The following is a 15,652-nucleotide window of genomic DNA, read 5'->3' on the forward strand; positions in this document are numbered from 1 at the left end:
ACTCGCCCATCAGGCGAGCACTACGCTCACTCGGTCTCTTCGAATTCCGCGTCGATGACGTCGTCGTCCGCGCCCGCGCTGGCACCGGCCGCCGCGCCGCCGGCACCGGGAGGGGCACCGCTCGGGCCGTAGGCCGTCTGCGCGATGTCGCTCATGGCCGCCTCGAGGGCCGTGATGCCCGACGTGATGCGGTCGTTGTCGGACGCCTCGATGGCGCTGCGCAGGCTGGCCACCTTGCTCTCGATGTCCGCCAGCTTGTCGGCCGGGACCTTGTCCTTGAGGTCCACCAGCGCCTTCTCGACGCCGTAGCAGAGCTGGTCCGCCTTGTTGCGGTTCTCCACCGCGTTGCGGCGCTTCTTGTCTTCCTCTTCGTTCGCGGCGGCCTCGGTGACCATGCGCTCGATGTCGTTCTCGCTCAGGCCGGAGTTGGCCGTGATGGTGATGGCCGTGTCCTTGCCGGTGGCCTCGTCCTTGGCCGCCACGCTCAAGATGCCGTTCGCGTCGATGTCGAACGTGACCTTGATCTTGGGCATGCCGCGCGGGGCCGGCATGATGTCCGAGAGCTTGAAGCGCCCGAGCGTGCGGTTCTGCTTGGCCTCCGCGCGCTCACCCTGGAGCACGTGGATCTCCACCTGGGTCTGGTTGTCGTCCGCGGTGGAGTAGGTCTCCTCCTTGCGGGTGGGGATGGTGGTGTTGCGCGGGATCATGACCGTCATCACGCCGCCGAGCGTCTCGACGCCGAGGCTGAGCGGGGTCACGTCGAGCAGCACCATCTCCTTCACGTCGCCGGAGAGCACGCCGGCCTGGACCGCCGCGCCGAGGGCCACGACCTCGTCCGGGTTCACGCCCTTGTTGGGCTCCTTGCCGAAGAACTTCTTCACGGTCTCCTGCACGAGCGGGATACGCGTGGAGCCACCGACCAGGACGACCTCCTGGATGTCGGCTGCGGTCTTGTTGGCGTCCGCCAGCGCCTTCTTGACGGGCGTGAGCGTGCGCTGGATGAGGTCCTCGATCATCTGCTCGAGCTTGGCGCGCGTGATGCGGATGTTGAGGTGCTTCGGACCCGAGGCGTCGGCCGTGAGGAACGGCAGGTTGACCGTGGTCTCGAGCTTGTTGGAGAGCTCGATCTTGGCCTTCTCCGCCGCGTCCTTGAGGCGCTGGAGCACCATCTTGTCGGAGCTCGCGTCGATGCCGGTGTCCTTCTTGAACTCGGCGATGAGGTAGTCGATGATCTTGTCGTCGACGTCGTCGCCGCCCAGGTGGGTATCACCGTTGGTGCTGATGACGTCCACCACGTTCTCGCCCACCTCGAGGATGGAGATGTCGAACGTGCCGCCACCGAAGTCGTAGACCGCGATGATGTGGTCCGTCTTCTTGTCGAGGCCGTAGGCCAGGGCGGCCGCGGTGGGCTCGTTGACGATACGCTTGACGTCCAGACCGGCGATGCGGCCCGCGTCCTTGGTGGCCTGGCGCTGCGAGTCGTTGAAGTACGCGGGGACCGTGATGACGGCCTCGGTGACGGTCTCGCCCAGGTAGTTCTCGGCGGCCCGCTTCAGCTTGCGCAGCACGTGCGCCGAGATCTCGGGGGGAGCCAGCTCCTTGTCACGGATCTGGACGCCCACGCCGCCGTCCTTGCGGCGCAGCACCTTGTAGGGGATGCGGTTGGTGTCCGCGGAGGCCAGCTCCTCGAAGCGGCGCCCGATGAAGCGCTTGGCCGAGTAGACCGTGTTCTCGGGGTTGGTGACGGACTGGCGCTTCGCGATCTGCCCGACGAGGATCTCGCCTTGGTCGTCCCAAGCCACCACCGAGGGCGTGATGCGATCTCCCTCTTCGTTGACGATGACCTTGGGCTCGCCGCCCTCCATCACCGCGACGACGGAGTTGGTCGTGCCGAGGTCGATGCCGATGATCTTGCCCATTGTCGCTAACTCCTCTGATTTGTTTGGTAAAGGGCCGCGCGCCTCGGGGGTCCGAGGGGCAGCCAGCAGCCACGGCGCACCTTAACCACGTCGCCCCCGCGGTCAACCGTGAGCGGCCTCAGCCCGCGAAATGCGTGAGGACGTTGCGGTCGAGGGCGTCGTGCAGGAGGGTCAGCGCGCCCTCGTCGGCCAGCACCACGATGCCGCTGCCCTTGACGATGACCATGTCGCCCTTGGGGTTGTAGACGTAGGTGCCGTCCGGCTGGTGGACGGCCAGCACCAGGGCCCCCGTGTTGCGGATGCGGGTCTGCGACAGGGTGCGCCCGAAGATGCTGGACCCCTCGGGGATGGCGATCTCCTCGATGCGCAGTTGGTTGCCGTCGCGGTCCTGGAGGATGCGGTCCAGGAACTCCACCGTCTTCGGGCGGATCATCTCGTTGGCCAGGCGCATGCCGCCGATGTAGTTGGGGGACACCACCGAGTCGGCGCCGGCGCGGTAGAGCTTGCGCTCGGTGCTGGCCTCCACGGCCTTGGCCACGATGCGGGCGGTCTTGTTCAGCGCCCGGGCCGAGATGGTGACGAAGAGGTTGCTGCGGTCGTCGCTGAGCGCCGCGATGATGCCGTGGCACTGGGTGATGCCCGCGCGCTCCATGACCGCGTCGTCGGTGGCGTCACCCAGGATGTAGAGCAGCTCACCGTCCATGTGCTCGACCATCTCTTCGATGCGCTCGCGGTTGGTGTCCACCACCACGAAGCGGGTGCCCGCCGTGCTGAGCTCCCGGACGATGTGCCGCCCGGTGGTGCCGATGCCGCAGACGATGACGTGGTTCTGGAGGTGTTCGATCGCGCGTTCCATGCGTCGCCTGCGGAGGAGGCCCTGGAGATCGCCTTCGACGATCAGGGCGGTGAGGTTGGAGATGAAGTAGAGCAGGGTGCCGCTGCCGGCCACGATCAGGGCGAGCGTGATCAGGCGGGCCTCGTGCACCCCGGCCATGCCCGGCAGCGTCTCGCCGAAGCCCACGGTCGAGAGCGTGATGACCGTCATGTAGAAGCAGTCGAAGTACGACCAGCGGCCCGCGCCCACCTCGTGATAGGAGGTGGTGCCCGCGATGATCACGAAGGTCAGCACGCCGGCCGCGACGATGATGCGCTTGTAGACGTCGGGAAGCTTCGAGAGCGCCGTCACGGGCCGCACCATAAGTCCTCCCGGCAAGAAAGGGATAGGAACTCGGGCGCGGCGCAGATCTGCTAGATCTCCCGCCGCATGGACCCAAAGGCGCCACCCTCGCGACGCGACCGCCTCCTGGCCGTCGCTCCCTACGTGGTGATCGCCGGGCTGACGGCCGTGTTCATCGTCCCCATCTGGACCGCGGTTTTCCCGCCCATGACCGACTTCGGCGCCCAGCTCATCATGGCGGACGTCTGGGCGCGCTACGACGAGCTGCCGAATGCGGCCACGAACTTCGTGCTCCACACCGAGTGGTCGGCCCAGCGGGCGCCGGCTCGGCTCGCGGCCTGGCTGTACCCCACGGTCACGCCGTTGATCACGCTCAAGATCTACCTGAGCGTGGCCCTCGCGCTCTGCTCGCTGGGCCTGTGCTTGGTGGCCCGCGCGTTCGACCGGTCGCCGTGGCTGGTGGTGCTGTGCCTCCCTGGGCTGTGGGGCGGGATGATGGCCCTCGGCGTGCTCCACTACGTGTTCTCGTATGGCTTCATCCTGGCGAGCGCCGCGTTCGGCCGTTGGGCCGCTGTGCGGGAGGACCGCTGGCCGCTGCTCGGGATCCTGCTGGCGAACCTGGGGGCCTGCATGGTGCACGGGGTGGGGTTCGTGTTCGCCATGCTGTTCGGCGCGGTGGCGTTCGTGGCGTCGGCGCCTCGGCTGCGCCAGTGGGTGGCGGTGCTGGCGTTCCTGCCGCCGCTCGCCATCTGGTTGTCGTGGACCACGGAACACACGGGCCAGGGCGAGATGTTCAGCGGCGGCCTGCTGACCGTGGTGCAGGAGCACGCCACGTGGGCGTCGGCCACGGGCCGGATCACGTGGTTCATTCATCAGGGACACGACATCCTGACCGACGGCACGGACACGTACCTGGCGCTGGTCCTGGGCGCGCTCTGGCTGGTGCTCATGGCCACGGCGGCGCCGAGCGAGCCCGTGAGCGCGGGGGCTCCGCTGCGCGAGAGGGTGCGGGAGCACGCGCTCCTGACCCTGGTCATCGTGGTGGGGGTCACGGCGTTCCTGCTCCCCAGCAACATCAAGAACACCGAGATCAACTCGCGGCTGATCACGCCTTTCCTCTTCTTGGTGGCGCTGCTCCCGCGCGTGAAGGTGCTGAGCCGCACCGGCGCTGGGGTGCTGGTGTGCGCCGTGCTCGCGGTGCTGGCCTATGGGGTGCACCTGCGCGAGGAGGTGGCGCGCTTTCAGGCCGAGGAGCTGGACCCGCTGATGGAGCTGCTGGAGCAGGTGCCCATGGGGTCGCGCGTGGACTGCCTGCGCGTGTGCGAGCACTCGGTCGCCCCGCACTTCGTGCGCCGTCCCGTGTGCAGCGCGTGCAACGGGCTGGTGCAGACGCAGCGTGACGGCTTCTCGGGGGGTGGCTTCGCCATGTACTCCGTGAATCCAATTGGATACGCCCCGGGGCGTGGCTATCCCACGGTGCGCACGGCCCGCTGGTGGATGCACTCCAACCTGCGGTCGTGGGACTACGTGATCATTCGAAACGGGGGCGCCCCGCCGCCGAGCCCCACCGTGTCGCGCATCGCTCACGTGGACCCGCGCGCCGAGGGCGCCGGAGCGTGGTCGCTCTACGAGGTGCGCACCCCCGAGTGACCCGCGTTCGCCACACACGGGGCCAGAACCCATGTGGTAGCCTGTGGGCTGCACGTGAAAAAAACCTACGTCCTCGACACCAATGTCGTCCTCCATGATCCCCTGGCCATCTACAAGTTCGAGGAGAACGAGGTGGTCATCCCGATCTTCGTGATCGAGGAGGTGGACCAGTTCAAGAAGGAGCTGAGTGAGCTGGGCCGCAACGCCCGCACCATCGTCCGCATCCTGGACGAGCTGCGAGCGCAGGAGGGGGCCTCCCTGCAAGCCGGTGTGGTGCTGCGCGAGACCGGGGGCCTGCTGCGCGTGTCCGTGCCCAAGGTGGAGCCGCGCCGCGGTGGCCACGGGGCCATGGACAACGCCATCCTGCAGGCCGCGCTCGACCTGCGGGATGCCTCGCCGGACCAGCCCGTGGTGTTCATCACCATGGACTCCAACCTGCGCATCCGCGCAGACGTGCTGGGCCTGCGCGCCGAGAACTACGAGGGCGGGCGCATCGACATCGACGAGCTGTACAGCGGCATCGTCACGGTGGACACCTCGGCCGACCTGGTGAACGCGCTGGCCGCGCGCGAGAACGTGGACATCACGCGGCTGAGCGACGACACGGACATCACGCGGCTGCATCCGAACGCGGGCGTGGTGCTGCGCGAGCGCGGTCAGCCCAAGCACACGGCGCTGGGCGTGCACGACGCCAAGCTGGGCGCGCTCACGCCGCTGCGCGTGGGCAAGCAGGGCTGCTGGGGTGTGCGCCCGCGCAACCTCGAGCAGTACTTTGCGCTCGACCTCTTGCTGCGCCCCGAGGTGCACCTGGTCACGCTGGTGGGCAAGGCCGGCACGGGCAAGACGCTGCTGGCCATCGCGGCGGGGCTGCAGTCCGTGGTGGACGACGGGGCCTTCAGCCGCATGCTGGTGAGCCGCCCCATCTTCCCTCTCGGGCGTGACCTCGGCTTCCTGCCGGGCACCGTGGAGGAAAAGCTCAATCCGTGGATGCAGCCCATCTACGACAACCTCGAGTACATCTTCACGTCCGGGCGCGGGCGCATGACCGACGGTCGCGACTACACGGAGCTGGTGGCCGCGGGCGTCATCCAGGTGGAGGCCCTCACCTACATCCGCGGGCGCTCGCTGCCCAGCCAGTACCTGATCGTGGACGAGGCGCAGAACCTCACGCCGCACCAGGTGAAGACGGTCATCACGCGCGCGGGGGCCAACACCAAGGTGGTGCTCACGGGCGACCCCTACCAGATCGACAACCCCTACGTGGACGCCGCCAGCAACGGCCTCACCATCGTGGCCCAGCGCTTCCAGGACGAGCGCATCGGCGCGCACGTGACGCTGACCAAGGGGGAGCGCAGTGAGCTCGCCGAGCGTGCCACGCAGCTGCTCTAGGGCGCGCACCGTGGAGGCGCCGTGACGGCCGCCAACGTGGGCCGGGCCGCGCTGCGCACGCGTGACGCCCGCCAGGTGGAGCTGGACGACGAGCTGGGGCGCGTGCTGCGCGAGAACCGCCTGCTGGCCTTCGTGACCCCGGTGAACGCGGCCTCGGAGCGCGAGCGCCTGACCGAGGCGCTGGCGGCTGGGAAGCCCGCGGAGCCCAAGTGGGAGCTGCCTCCCGCCGTGAGCCCTGAGTCACGCGTGGACGCGCGCCGCCGCGTGGAGCGCCTCACGCGCTTGGCCGAAGACGTGCCCGCCGCCGGCATGTACCAGCGGCGCCTGAGCGAGCTGGCGCTGGACCTGCAGCTGCTCGAGAACGTGGGGGTGCCCCGGCGCCTGCGGCCCATCGCGCGGCAGCGCTACGGCGACGGTCGCGAGCCGGCCTTCGCCGAGCTGCCCGGGGGGCCCACGCTGCGGGAGCTGGCCGAGCGGCTGCTGGCCGACACGCCCCCCGAGCCCGAGGAGAAGGTGGTGCCCGCCACCGGGCGTGGGAGCCTGGCCGAGCTGGCCCGGCGCGCGGCGCGCTTGCTGGACCTCGACATCCGCATCCGCGTGGAGAAGCACCTGGTGTCCGGCGCGGCCGCGGGCGAGCGCACCATGTTCATCGCCGACCGCGCGTTTGGCGAGCGCGAGGCCCGCCGCCTGGTGGTGCACGAGGTCATGGGCCACCTGGTGGCTGCGTTCAACGGCCGCGCGCAGCCGCTGGGCATCTTCGCGCTGGGCACCGGTGGCGCCTATGCGGACCAAGAGGGCATGTGCATCACGCTCGAAGAGGAGGCCGGCCTGCTGGACAGTAACCGCCTGCGGGCGCTCGCGGCGCGCGTGCTGACCACCGACTGGGTGCACGAGGGTGCCAGCTTCGCCGAGGCCGCGCGGCGCCTGCACCATGACCACGGCTTCTCGCCGGACCGCGCCGTGGTGCTGTGCGAGCGGGCCTACCGCGGCGGCGGCGTGGCCCGCGACGTGGTCTACCTGCGCAGCTGGCTGCGGGTGCGGCGGGCCCTGCGCACGGCACCGCGCACCATCGAGCGCATGCGCATCGGCAAGGTGGGCCTCGACGACCTGCCCGAGCTCGAGTGGCTGGCGCGCGAGCGCTGGGTGGACCTGCAGCCGCCCTACTTGCCGGGCTTGAGCTTGGCCAGGAGCCTCGCGTCCACCGGCGGCGGCACCAGCTTGGACACGTCGCCGCCCAACCTGCACACCTCTTTGCAGAGGTTCGACGAGACGTAGAAGTACGCGTCGTTCGCATGCCTCGAGCGTATGCTGACGCGCATGGCGTTCCGAGACGACCGCGAAGCGCTGCGCGCACACAAAGAGGTCCTGGAGAGGGAGCTCGCCGCGACGAGGGAGAAGCTCGAGACGAGCGAGCGGAAGGACGAACGCGACGAGGCTGAGCTCGAGCAGCTGCGGCGCGAGGTGACGCGGCTTCGTCGCCTCGCGGGGGATGCCGAGGCCCGACCGCAGCCCAACCGAGTGGCGCTGACGGCAGCACTCGGTGCGGCGTGCGTCATCGCCATGGGCGCTGGGATGTTCGTGACTCTTTCGCACGACACCACGCCGTCGCAGGTCGCGGTGCAAGCTGCGCCCGCGCCCGCCAGCCCGCCCCACGCATTGCCGCCTCCGATCCCGTCTCTCGCGGTGCGTCTCGCCGCCACGGTCTTGTCGAGCGTTGGCCGCCCGGACGTGCCAGCGGGGTCGGGCTGCGTCGTCGAAGCCAATGTTCGCGGCACCGAGGTGGACGGCCTGCGCGTGCGCTGCCTCGAGGCCCTGGTCTACGATTCGCGGGCAGAGCTCGGCGTTGCGGCGACCTCGTTCTCCGCGCAGGCGAGCATGCGATCCACGGCGGTCGGCGAGGTCTACCTCGTTCAGTACTCGGAGACGGGACAGCGTACGGGTCCGCGCGCGCAGATCACCTTGGACGCGCGACGTGGCCACCTCCGCGTGTGGTCCGAAGGAGCCGCGCCCTTCGATCTCCGCATGGCCGTGGATGATCGAGGCATCCCGAACACCGTGGACGCGAGCGTCCGTACCCAGGCCCCCGAGGCGCGCTGGCGGCTGGCGGCGACGCTGGCGAGCCACGCGGGCGCGTTGCCGTTCACGGCGCGCGAGTGCGAGCTGGTGGTCCTCCCGGAGACTCTCGGAGGCGCGGGGCACTCCTGTCGCGTCCAGCTCCGCTGCGGCGAGGTGCTGGTCTACGGCGCGGAGACCAGTGGCTACAACCGCTGCGACACGGTCATCCGCGGGGAGCGCGCCTTTCCGAGCGTGCACGACAGCAACAGTTCGCTGGAGGACACGGATCCCGTGTTCGAGCTCGATGTGGCGGGCGAGAGACTGCGCGTGGCGGACTCTCTGGGCGGCAGTGTCTGGGAGGCCACGTTCGTCATCGGAGAGTCGCCGCGCTGCACGCTCACGGGCGCCTGGGTCGGTACGCTTGGTTACGCGGCGCTGCGGCTCGACGGCCAACGTGAGTCACTCCAGCTCGGTGGCGCGCTCACGAACGCTGCACGCGCCGAACTCCGGTGCATGCAGGGCGAAGGCGCCATCACGCTCGACGCGGCCGCCAACGAGCCGGGCACACTCGGAACCATCCATGGCCGCTTCGGACCGGACTTCACCACCTTCCTCGGTGTGACTCGCCATGGACGGCCGCTGACCCTGATGCGGGTGCTGCCATGATGGCTCGCGCCCCGTGGACCTGCAGCCGCCCTACTTGCCGGGCTTGAGCTTGGCCAGGAGCCTCGCGTCCACGGGCGGCGGCACCAGCTTGGAGACGTCGCCGCCCAACCTGCACACCTCTTTGCAGAGGTTCGACGAGACGTAGAAGTACGCGTCGTTGGCCATGATGAACGTGGTCACGATCTCGTCGTTCAGGTGGCGGTTCATGTTGGCCATCTGCAGCTCGTACTCGAAGTCGGCCACGGCGCGCAGGCCGCGCAGGATGACGGTGGCGTTCTTGCGCTGGCAGTAGTTGACCAGCAGGCCATCGAACGAGTCGATCTCGATGCGCGAGGTGTCGAGGCCGCGCATCTCGATGGCGGAGCGGGTGATCTCGATGCGCTCTTCCACGGAGAACAGCGGCTGCTTCTTCTCGTTGTTGAGCACCGCAACGGTGATGCGCTCGAACGACACCAGCCCGCTCTCGAGGATGGACATGTGCCCGTTGGTGATCGGGTCGAACGAGCCGGGGTAGATGGCGTGGGTCATGCGTCAGAGAGCCTTGCGAAGGGGGTGGTGACCTAGGTCACCGTCAGGAGGCGCACACCGGTGTCACCATAGCGGTAGACCGCCGCAGACGCGAGTAGCGTGCAAGGGCCGGGGGGCTGGGCGTGCCGGTGCTCGAGCACCACGGTCGCGTCACGGGTCAGCAGGTCACGCTCTACCAGGGCGTCCAGCAGCGCGGGCACTCGCTCGATGTCGGCATACGGCGGGTCCGCGAACACCAGGCCGAACGGGCCGCGCGCGCGCAGCGTGGCGAACAGGCTGCGCTCGAGGGAGGCGAGCGGGGCGCCCAGGTCGGCCCGGACCACCACGCAGCGCTCGCCCAGGCCCAGCGCCGCGATGCTCTGCTGCGCGGCCTTCACCACGCGCGGGTCACGCTCCACCAGGCAGGCGTCGGTGGCCCCACGCGAGAGCGCCTCGAAGGCCAGCGCGCCGGTGCCCGCGAACAGGTCCAGCACGCGCACATCACGGATGGCGTCACGCGCGTCGAGGGCGGACGCCAGCGCCTCGCGCACCCGCTCCGACGTGGGCCGGGTCAGGTCCGACGGCGGGCCGTCGAAGCGTCGACCACCGAGCGTGCCACCCACGATGCGCACGGCTCAGAGCCCCCAGAGCGCCCGCAGCCAGTCCAGCATGCGGCCCTCGGAGTCCCCGATGTTGCCGTCGGCGGCGGCCATGCCCATGAGCACCTCGTAGATCCACTCGCGGATGGGCTGCCGCTCCACGTTGCGCGCCGCGTCGCTCAGGTCCTCCATGTCGGGCAGGGCCTGCTGGGCCTCGGTCATGCAGCGCCAGAAGCGCATGCTGCCCACCTCGCGCGCCAGCGTGCTGAGGGCCGCGCTCTCCGCGGGGGACAGCACCCCGTCGGCGCGCACCATCATGCGCACCAGGCCTGCGAAGGCGAGGCGCTCGTGGGGCTCGAGATCGTCCAGCGTCACGTTGCGGCCAGCCTATCAGGCTTCGCCGGGGGTGGTCTCAATTCCAGGCGCGGGGCCCGTCTTGACCAGCCAGAGGAAGGCCTCTTGGTTGCCCTTGGGCCCCTTGATGGGCGCGTCCACACGGCCGCGCTCCTCGAAGCCGAGCGCCCGGGCGGCGCGCGCCACGGCCTCCACGGCGGCGGCACGCAGCGCCGGGTCGCGCACCACGCCGCCCTTGCCCAGCTGGTCGCGCCCCACCTGGAACTGGGGCTTCACCATGGCCAGCACGTCGCCCCCATCGCGCAGCAGCGCGTGCGCCGCGGGCAGCAGCTTCTCGAGCCCGATGAAGCTGGCGTCGATGACCACCAGCGAGACGGGCTCGGGCAGCGCCCCCGCCACCAGGTGCCGCGCGTTCACGCGCTCCATCACCACCACGCGCGGGTCCTCGCGCAGCTTGTGGTGCAGCTGCCCGTAGCCCACGTCGATGGCGTACACGCGCGTGGCGCCGCGCTGCAGCAGGCAGTCGGTGAAGCCGCCGGTGGACGCTCCGAAGTCGGCCGCCACGTGCCCCGCGGGGTCGAAGGCGAAGGCGTCGAGCGCGCCCGTGAGCTTCACCCCGCCGCGCGACACGAAGGGGTGGTCCTCGCCCTTCACGCTCAGCGGGGCTTCGTCATCGAGCTTCTCGCCGGCTTTGTCCATGCGGCGGTCGCCCGAGAACACCACACCCGCCAGGATGAGGGCCTGCGCCTTCTGGCGCGTGGGAGCGAGCCCACGCTGCTCCAGCAAGACGTCGACGCGGGTCTTCGGCACGGCCGCCTGGGCTCAGGCCGAGCCTTCGCGGAACTCGCGCGGGACGACGGCGAGCGCGGCGAGGCCGAGCCAGATGAGCGTGAAGGCCAGCACCAGCGCCAGCGCCACCGACAGCCGCACCACGGGCTCGAGGTCCGGGTTGGCGCCGCTCAGCAGCAGCGTGTGGTGGTGCAGCGTGAGCAGCGGCAAGTGGCCGGGCCCGAGCGTGGCGGTGATGAACTCGATGATGGCGAGGTAGAGGCCACCCACCAGGCCCGCCGCCGAGGGGATGAGCGCGCCGAAGAACATGGTGAGCGCGCAGTAGCCGGCCGACAGCAGCGTGAGCGCGCCGATGGTGCGGCCCAGCAGCGGCAGCTCGTCTACGAACAGCGTGGGGGACGACGCCAGCGCGCTGATGTGCATGAGGATGGCCGCGCCGCCCAGCAGGGTGGCCGAGAAGGCCACGCCCGTGAGCCACTTGCCGAACACCATGCCCAGGCGGCTGGCCGGGCGAGAGGCCAGGTAGGTGAACGTGCGGGACTCCACCTCTTCCGAGATGGCGCCCGACGCGAACAAGAACGGCAGCAGGTACCCCAGCAGGCCGAAGAGCGCGAGGCGGTAGCCGCTGCGCAGCGTGTCGAGCGCGTCGTCGCCCAGGTTGGCGGCGATGCCCACCGCCGCGACCATGGGCAGCGTGGCGGCCAGCGCCAGCTTGAGCTTGGCGCCGCGCAGCAAGCGCAGGGCTTGCAGGCGCGCGTGGATGGTGATGGACGCACCCAGCGAGGGCACCGGCGGCACCACGTGGCGCGGCTTCTGCTCGGTGTTGGCGGTGCTCACGCGCCCACCGCCTTGGCGGCGCCCACGGCGGCGTCGGCGCCGGTGCCGGCTCCCGCGGAGCCGCGCTCCACCAGGTAGTGGAAGAGCGCCTCGAGCGTGGCGTCCGGGCTGGTGATGCTCTCGATGGGGTGCTTGTGCTCGAGCGCCACCTCCGCGATCTTGGCGTAGGTCTGGTCGGGCGTGGCCGTGCGGAAGGTGACCGCGTCCGAGTGCATCTGGATGCTGGCCACGGAGGCGTCGGCGCGCAGCACCAGGCTCGCGAACTCCCGCGGGCGCTCGCAGCGCACGTGCACGTGGTGCGGGTGCTCGTGCAGCAGGTCGCGGATCTCGGCGACCTCACCCTGCGCCACCAGCTGGCCGCGCGCGATGAGCATGACGCGGTCGGTGAGGGCCTCCACCTCGTGCAGCACGTGGGTGGAGAACAGCACCACGGCGCCAGCGGCCGCGCGGTCGCGCAGGGCCTCGAGGATGACCTGCTTGCTGCGCGGGTCCGTGCCGGTGAGCGGCTCGTCCAGGATCAGCACGTCCGGCTCGTGCACGATGCTCTGCGCCAGCTTGGTGCGCTGCCGCATGCCGCGGCTGTAGCCCCCCACGCGGCGCTCCATGGCGTCGGTCAGGCCGAACACGCCGAGCGCATAGGCGGCACGCTCACGCGCTTCCTTCGGGGTGTAGCCGCTCAGCTCCGCCATGGCGGACACCTGCTCGAGGGCGGTGAGCTCGTCGTACATGGCGTCGGCTTCGGGGCAGAGGCCCACGCGGCGCAGCACCTCGGGGTTGGCGAACGGAGCGGCGCCGCACACGCGCACGCTGCCGAGGCTGGGGCGCAGCTGGCCCGCCGCCAAGCGCAGGAAGGTGGTCTTGCCCGAGCCGTTGGGCCCCAGCAGGCCCCAGATGCCGGGCCCCAGGTGCAAGGACACGTCTTGCAGCGCGGTGACCTGCCCGTACCACTTGGTGAGCTGCACGGCGCGGATGCTGGGGGCGTCGCTCGGCACGTTGGCCTCGGCGGTGCGCGTGGCGCTGGTCTTCTGGGCGGTCACGCGATGACCTCCACGTTGCGGATGCGGTTGTACGCGATGGCCACGGAGCCGACCGTGAGCGCGATGGCGATGGGGGCGGCGTGGTACCAGCGCACGATCTCTTCCTCGGTGGTCTGGTCGAGCACGGCGTCCACCAGGTCGCTGACCAGCAGGGGGAACGCGGCCAGGCGCAGCCACGGCCACTCCGACACGAGCTGCACCAGCGTGGCCAGGCCCCACGGCACGAAGAACAGCAGCACCCACGCGCTGAAGGTGAAGGCGCGGCTGCGGTTGAGCGCCGAGAAGCCCACCGAGCACACGCCCATCATGACCGAGATGATGACCGCTCCGCCGGTGGCACGCGCGAACGACACCAGGTTGTCCTTCACGGTGCCTTCGCCCAGCGCGAGCATGGCTGCGGTGAACAGGCCGGCGGGCATGAGCGTGACCAGCAGGCACAGCACCACCACGGCGCCCATGCGCCCCACCAGGTACTGCGCGGCCGTGACCGGCTTCGAGAAGAAGTACGCGAAGGCGTTGTGGTTCAGGTCATAGGCGATGGCGCCGGCCCCGCTGGCGAGCGCGATGACGAACGCGGCGCTGAGCCACTGCACGTGCAGCAGCCAGTCGTGCCAGGGGTTGGGGTCGAACACCACGTCGGGCCCGCCGTCCGCGAAGAGGCTGGCGGCGCGGCTGGCCAGGATGAAGCCCATGACCGGGATCCACGAGAACAGCAGGGTGAGCTTGATGATCCACGAGCGCCAAGCGCGGCCCAGCGAGTGCCGCAGGATGACCCACGTGTTCTTCTCTGCAGGGTGGCGCTCGCCGTCGTAGGGGCGGTATCCGAGGTCGCGAATGGACATGCGTGGTCAGCGAGCTTGTGTGGCGGGGGTCAGAGGTAGAGGCAGCGGTAGTTCACGTCGGAGCCCGGAATCTTGTCGTCGATCAGCTCGTAGCGCACCCCGGTGATGGCGCCCAGCTCGGCCTGCGCCGCCCCGGTGACCAGGATTTCGTTGGGCCCCGCGGTGTCCTCGCCCAGCTTGCTGGCGGCGTTGACCTCGCGACCCCACACGTCGTGGTCCCCCACGCGTAGCACGTCGCCGTACCCAATGCCGAGGCACAGGATGATCTGCTCCTCCGGGAGGCGCCGCTCGTTGGTGAGCTGGCAGCGGCGCTGCATCTCGATGGCGCACTGGAGCGCGCGGTCGGGGCGCCGGAAGATGATCAGGAAGCTGTCGGCTTCGACCTTGAGAAGGATGCCGTCGTGCGCCGCCACGATGGGCAGCAGCATCTTCTTCTTCTCGTGGATGATCTGCAGGAAGTGCGTGATGCCGAACTTGGCCGCGTGCCGCGAGAAGCCGCTCAGGTCCGTGAACATGATGGCCCAGCGCTCGCCGAACAGGTCCCAGATGCGCCGGTCGACGGCGTCCGTGTCGGCGTCCGGCTTGGTGCGGAGCTCGATCAGGTCCCACAAGCGCGCGTCGCTGCCCTTGAGTAGGTCGTAGTTGGTCATGAGCGGTTCCGGCTCCTTTGGGGGAGGGGTGTACCGTGGTTCTCGTGGGCGCGGCAACTGTCTCCGGCTGGGTGGCGTTGCTGGAGGCGCGATGGACCTCTCCAGCGCCGACCATGTCCAGGCTTGCGGCCGTCCTTGCGGCGCAACGCCCTGACCCGTAGCATCGAAGCATGACGTCGCCCGCCAAGCGTCGCGCCACGTACGACGATCTATGCGCGCTGCCCGAGGACGTGACGGGCGAGATCATCGCGGGCGAGCTCTACACGCAGCCTCGTCCGGGCGGACCGCATGCCCTGGTCACGTCTGGTTTGGGGATGGACCTCGGCGCGCCCTTCGATCGCGGTCGCGGCGGGCCTGGTGGGTGGTTCTTCGTGGATGAACCCGAGCTTCACCTGGAAGGTGATGTCTTGGTACCCGACCTCGCCGCGTGGCGAGTCGAGCGCCTGCCCGCCGAGGCCCGCACAGGGAATAGCTTCAGCGTGGTCCCCGACTGGGTCGCCGAGGTGGCGTCGCCATCGACCACCCAGCGCGACCGCCTCATCAAGGTGCCTGTCTACGCGTCACACGGCGTTGCGCACCTGTGGCTCGTCGAGCCCGTCGAAGGTCGCGTTGAAGCCTATGAGCTCAACGCAGGCCGCTGGGTGTGGCTGGGTACCTGGGCGGACGAGCTCGCTGCCGCCATCCCGCCCTTCGATGCGGTCCCGCTCGATCTCGTCCGTTTGTGGAACAGCACGGGGTTGCGGGGTTAGCGCGAGCGCGTCGGCGGCTCCAGCCGTGCGCGTGGTACGGGGCGATTCGAGGCCTGGCGCCTCACCCGCTAGCGCGCGCCCGCAGCTCCTCCAGGCTCCTCGCCGGGTTCAGATAGTCCTCCAGCTTGCCCTCCACGTACTTCCGGCCGCCGAGCTTCTCGGCCAGGAAGCCGGCGTCCACGTCGGCGCGCACCAGCCCGCCGGTCACGGTGACGCGGGCGTCGAACTTCACGCCCTTGACCTTGCCGTGCACGTGGCAGGCGCTGCCGGTCCAGGTGGCGGTCAGCCCGTAGTTGCGGTGCCAGTAGTCGGTGAGGGCGACCAGGCGCGCCACGGCTTGGTCATCTTGGAAGGAATAGCGGCGCTCGAGGTTCATCATGGGTGTTGGTTCTCGTTGTTTCCCGACCGGGCCCCCCGTGTCAATGTGCCGGC

General features: G+C 69.8%; 16 protein-coding genes. 5 read left to right on the top strand and 11 right to left on the bottom strand.

Translation table 11 applies throughout. The features are described 5' to 3' along the window. Nucleotides 1–26: 26 nt before the first annotated feature. Nucleotides 27–1,919 carry a molecular chaperone DnaK gene (gene dnaK / locus IPI43_03915; GenBank protein ID MBK7773271.1) on the bottom strand — a complete coding sequence of 631 codons (1,893 nt, stop codon included), beginning with the start codon at nucleotides 1,917–1,919 and terminating at the stop codon, nucleotides 27–29. A gap of 118 nt (nucleotides 1,920–2,037) precedes the next feature. Next, nucleotides 2,038–3,105: a potassium channel protein gene (locus IPI43_03920; GenBank protein ID MBK7773272.1), complete on the bottom strand. Its 1,068-nt coding sequence runs from the start codon at nucleotides 3,103–3,105 to the stop codon at nucleotides 2,038–2,040. 78 nt (nucleotides 3,106–3,183) lie between these two features. On the opposite strand from IPI43_03920, the gene IPI43_03925 reads away from it, so the two are divergent. The 4 genes from IPI43_03925 to IPI43_03940 are packed head-to-tail and all read left to right on the top strand — an operon-like array spanning nucleotide 3,184 to nucleotide 8,856. Continuing rightward, nucleotides 3,184–4,746, top strand: a complete 1,563-nt coding sequence (locus IPI43_03925; GenBank protein MBK7773273.1) for a hypothetical protein — start codon at nucleotides 3,184–3,186, stop codon at nucleotides 4,744–4,746. A 54-nt stretch (nucleotides 4,747–4,800) separates the two neighbouring features. Continuing rightward, the gene (locus IPI43_03930; GenBank protein MBK7773274.1) at nucleotides 4,801–6,135 is read left to right on the top strand and encodes a PhoH family protein; all 1,335 of its coding nucleotides are present in this window, start codon (nucleotides 4,801–4,803) and stop codon (nucleotides 6,133–6,135) included. Between the two features lie 21 nt (nucleotides 6,136–6,156). Continuing rightward, the gene (locus IPI43_03935; protein ID MBK7773275.1) at nucleotides 6,157–7,410 is read left to right on the top strand and encodes a DUF1704 domain-containing protein; all 1,254 of its coding nucleotides are present in this window, start codon (nucleotides 6,157–6,159) and stop codon (nucleotides 7,408–7,410) included. A gap of 42 nt (nucleotides 7,411–7,452) precedes the next feature. After that, nucleotides 7,453–8,856, top strand: a complete 1,404-nt coding sequence (locus IPI43_03940; protein MBK7773276.1) for a hypothetical protein — start codon at nucleotides 7,453–7,455, stop codon at nucleotides 8,854–8,856. Nucleotides 8,857–8,886: 30 nt separating this feature from the next. On the opposite strand, the gene coaD is transcribed toward IPI43_03940, so the two are convergent. From coaD to IPI43_03980, 8 genes are read right to left on the bottom strand one after another with little or no spacing between them, the layout of a single operon-like run. Continuing rightward, nucleotides 8,887–9,384, bottom strand: a complete 498-nt coding sequence (gene coaD / locus IPI43_03945) for a pantetheine-phosphate adenylyltransferase (GenBank protein ID MBK7773277.1) — start codon at nucleotides 9,382–9,384, stop codon at nucleotides 8,887–8,889. Between the two features lie 32 nt (nucleotides 9,385–9,416). Beyond that, complete coding sequence (locus IPI43_03950) at nucleotides 9,417–9,995, bottom strand: RsmD family RNA methyltransferase (GenBank protein ID MBK7773278.1); 579 nt, start codon at nucleotides 9,993–9,995, stop codon at nucleotides 9,417–9,419. Nucleotides 9,996–9,998: 3 nt separating this feature from the next. Further along, complete coding sequence (locus tag IPI43_03955) at nucleotides 9,999–10,337, bottom strand: TerB family tellurite resistance protein (GenBank protein ID MBK7773279.1); 339 nt, start codon at nucleotides 10,335–10,337, stop codon at nucleotides 9,999–10,001. 15 nt (nucleotides 10,338–10,352) lie between these two features. Next, the gene (locus IPI43_03960; protein ID MBK7773280.1) at nucleotides 10,353–11,126 is read right to left on the bottom strand and encodes a TlyA family RNA methyltransferase; all 774 of its coding nucleotides are present in this window, start codon (nucleotides 11,124–11,126) and stop codon (nucleotides 10,353–10,355) included. Nucleotides 11,127–11,138: 12 nt separating this feature from the next. After that, complete coding sequence (locus tag IPI43_03965) at nucleotides 11,139–11,942, bottom strand: ABC transporter permease (GenBank protein ID MBK7773281.1); 804 nt, start codon at nucleotides 11,940–11,942, stop codon at nucleotides 11,139–11,141. Beyond that, nucleotides 11,939–12,979 carry an ABC transporter ATP-binding protein gene (locus IPI43_03970; protein MBK7773282.1) on the bottom strand — a complete coding sequence of 347 codons (1,041 nt, stop codon included), beginning with the start codon at nucleotides 12,977–12,979 and terminating at the stop codon, nucleotides 11,939–11,941. Before IPI43_03970 ends, IPI43_03965 begins: the two co-directional genes overlap by 4 nt. Continuing rightward, nucleotides 12,976–13,821: a hypothetical protein gene (locus tag IPI43_03975; protein ID MBK7773283.1), complete on the bottom strand. Its 846-nt coding sequence runs from the start codon at nucleotides 13,819–13,821 to the stop codon at nucleotides 12,976–12,978. Before IPI43_03975 ends, IPI43_03970 begins: the two co-directional genes overlap by 4 nt. A gap of 29 nt (nucleotides 13,822–13,850) precedes the next feature. Next, nucleotides 13,851–14,471 (bottom strand): adenylate/guanylate cyclase domain-containing protein, encoded by a 621-nt coding sequence (locus tag IPI43_03980; protein ID MBK7773284.1) that lies wholly within the window; start codon nucleotides 14,469–14,471, stop codon nucleotides 13,851–13,853. A gap of 170 nt (nucleotides 14,472–14,641) precedes the next feature. Here IPI43_03980 and IPI43_03985 point away from each other — a divergent pair, with 170 nt between their 5' ends. After that, nucleotides 14,642–15,220, top strand: a complete 579-nt coding sequence (locus tag IPI43_03985) for a Uma2 family endonuclease (GenBank protein MBK7773285.1) — start codon at nucleotides 14,642–14,644, stop codon at nucleotides 15,218–15,220. 61 nt (nucleotides 15,221–15,281) lie between these two features. Here the strand turns inward: IPI43_03985 and IPI43_03990 are convergent, their stop codons facing one another. Beyond that, nucleotides 15,282–15,599, bottom strand: coding sequence for a polyhydroxyalkanoic acid system family protein (locus IPI43_03990; GenBank protein MBK7773286.1), 318 nt, complete (start codon nucleotides 15,597–15,599; stop codon nucleotides 15,282–15,284). Nucleotides 15,600–15,652 lie beyond the last annotated feature (53 nt).

It is taken from the genome of Sandaracinaceae bacterium, assembly GCA_016706685.1.
Taxonomy (GTDB): Bacteria; Myxococcota_A; Polyangia; order Polyangiales; family Houyiibacteriaceae; genus JADJJE01.

Coding starts and splice junctions, on each gene's coding strand:
- dnaK (MBK7773271.1), bottom strand. CDS start 1,919: ATGGGCAAGATCATCGGCATCGACCTCGGCACGACCAACTCCGTCGTC.
- IPI43_03925 (MBK7773273.1), top strand. CDS start 3,184: ATGGACCCAAAGGCGCCACCCTCGCGACGCGACCGCCTCCTGGCCGTC.
- IPI43_03940 (MBK7773276.1), top strand. CDS start 7,453: ATGGCGTTCCGAGACGACCGCGAAGCGCTGCGCGCACACAAAGAGGTC.
- coaD (MBK7773277.1), bottom strand. CDS start 9,384: ATGACCCACGCCATCTACCCCGGCTCGTTCGACCCGATCACCAACGGG.
- IPI43_03975 (MBK7773283.1), bottom strand. CDS start 13,821: ATGTCCATTCGCGACCTCGGATACCGCCCCTACGACGGCGAGCGCCAC.
- IPI43_03980 (MBK7773284.1), bottom strand. CDS start 14,471: ATGACCAACTACGACCTACTCAAGGGCAGCGACGCGCGCTTGTGGGAC.
- IPI43_03985 (MBK7773285.1), top strand. CDS start 14,642: ATGACGTCGCCCGCCAAGCGTCGCGCCACGTACGACGATCTATGCGCG.
- IPI43_03990 (MBK7773286.1), bottom strand. CDS start 15,599: ATGATGAACCTCGAGCGCCGCTATTCCTTCCAAGATGACCAAGCCGTG.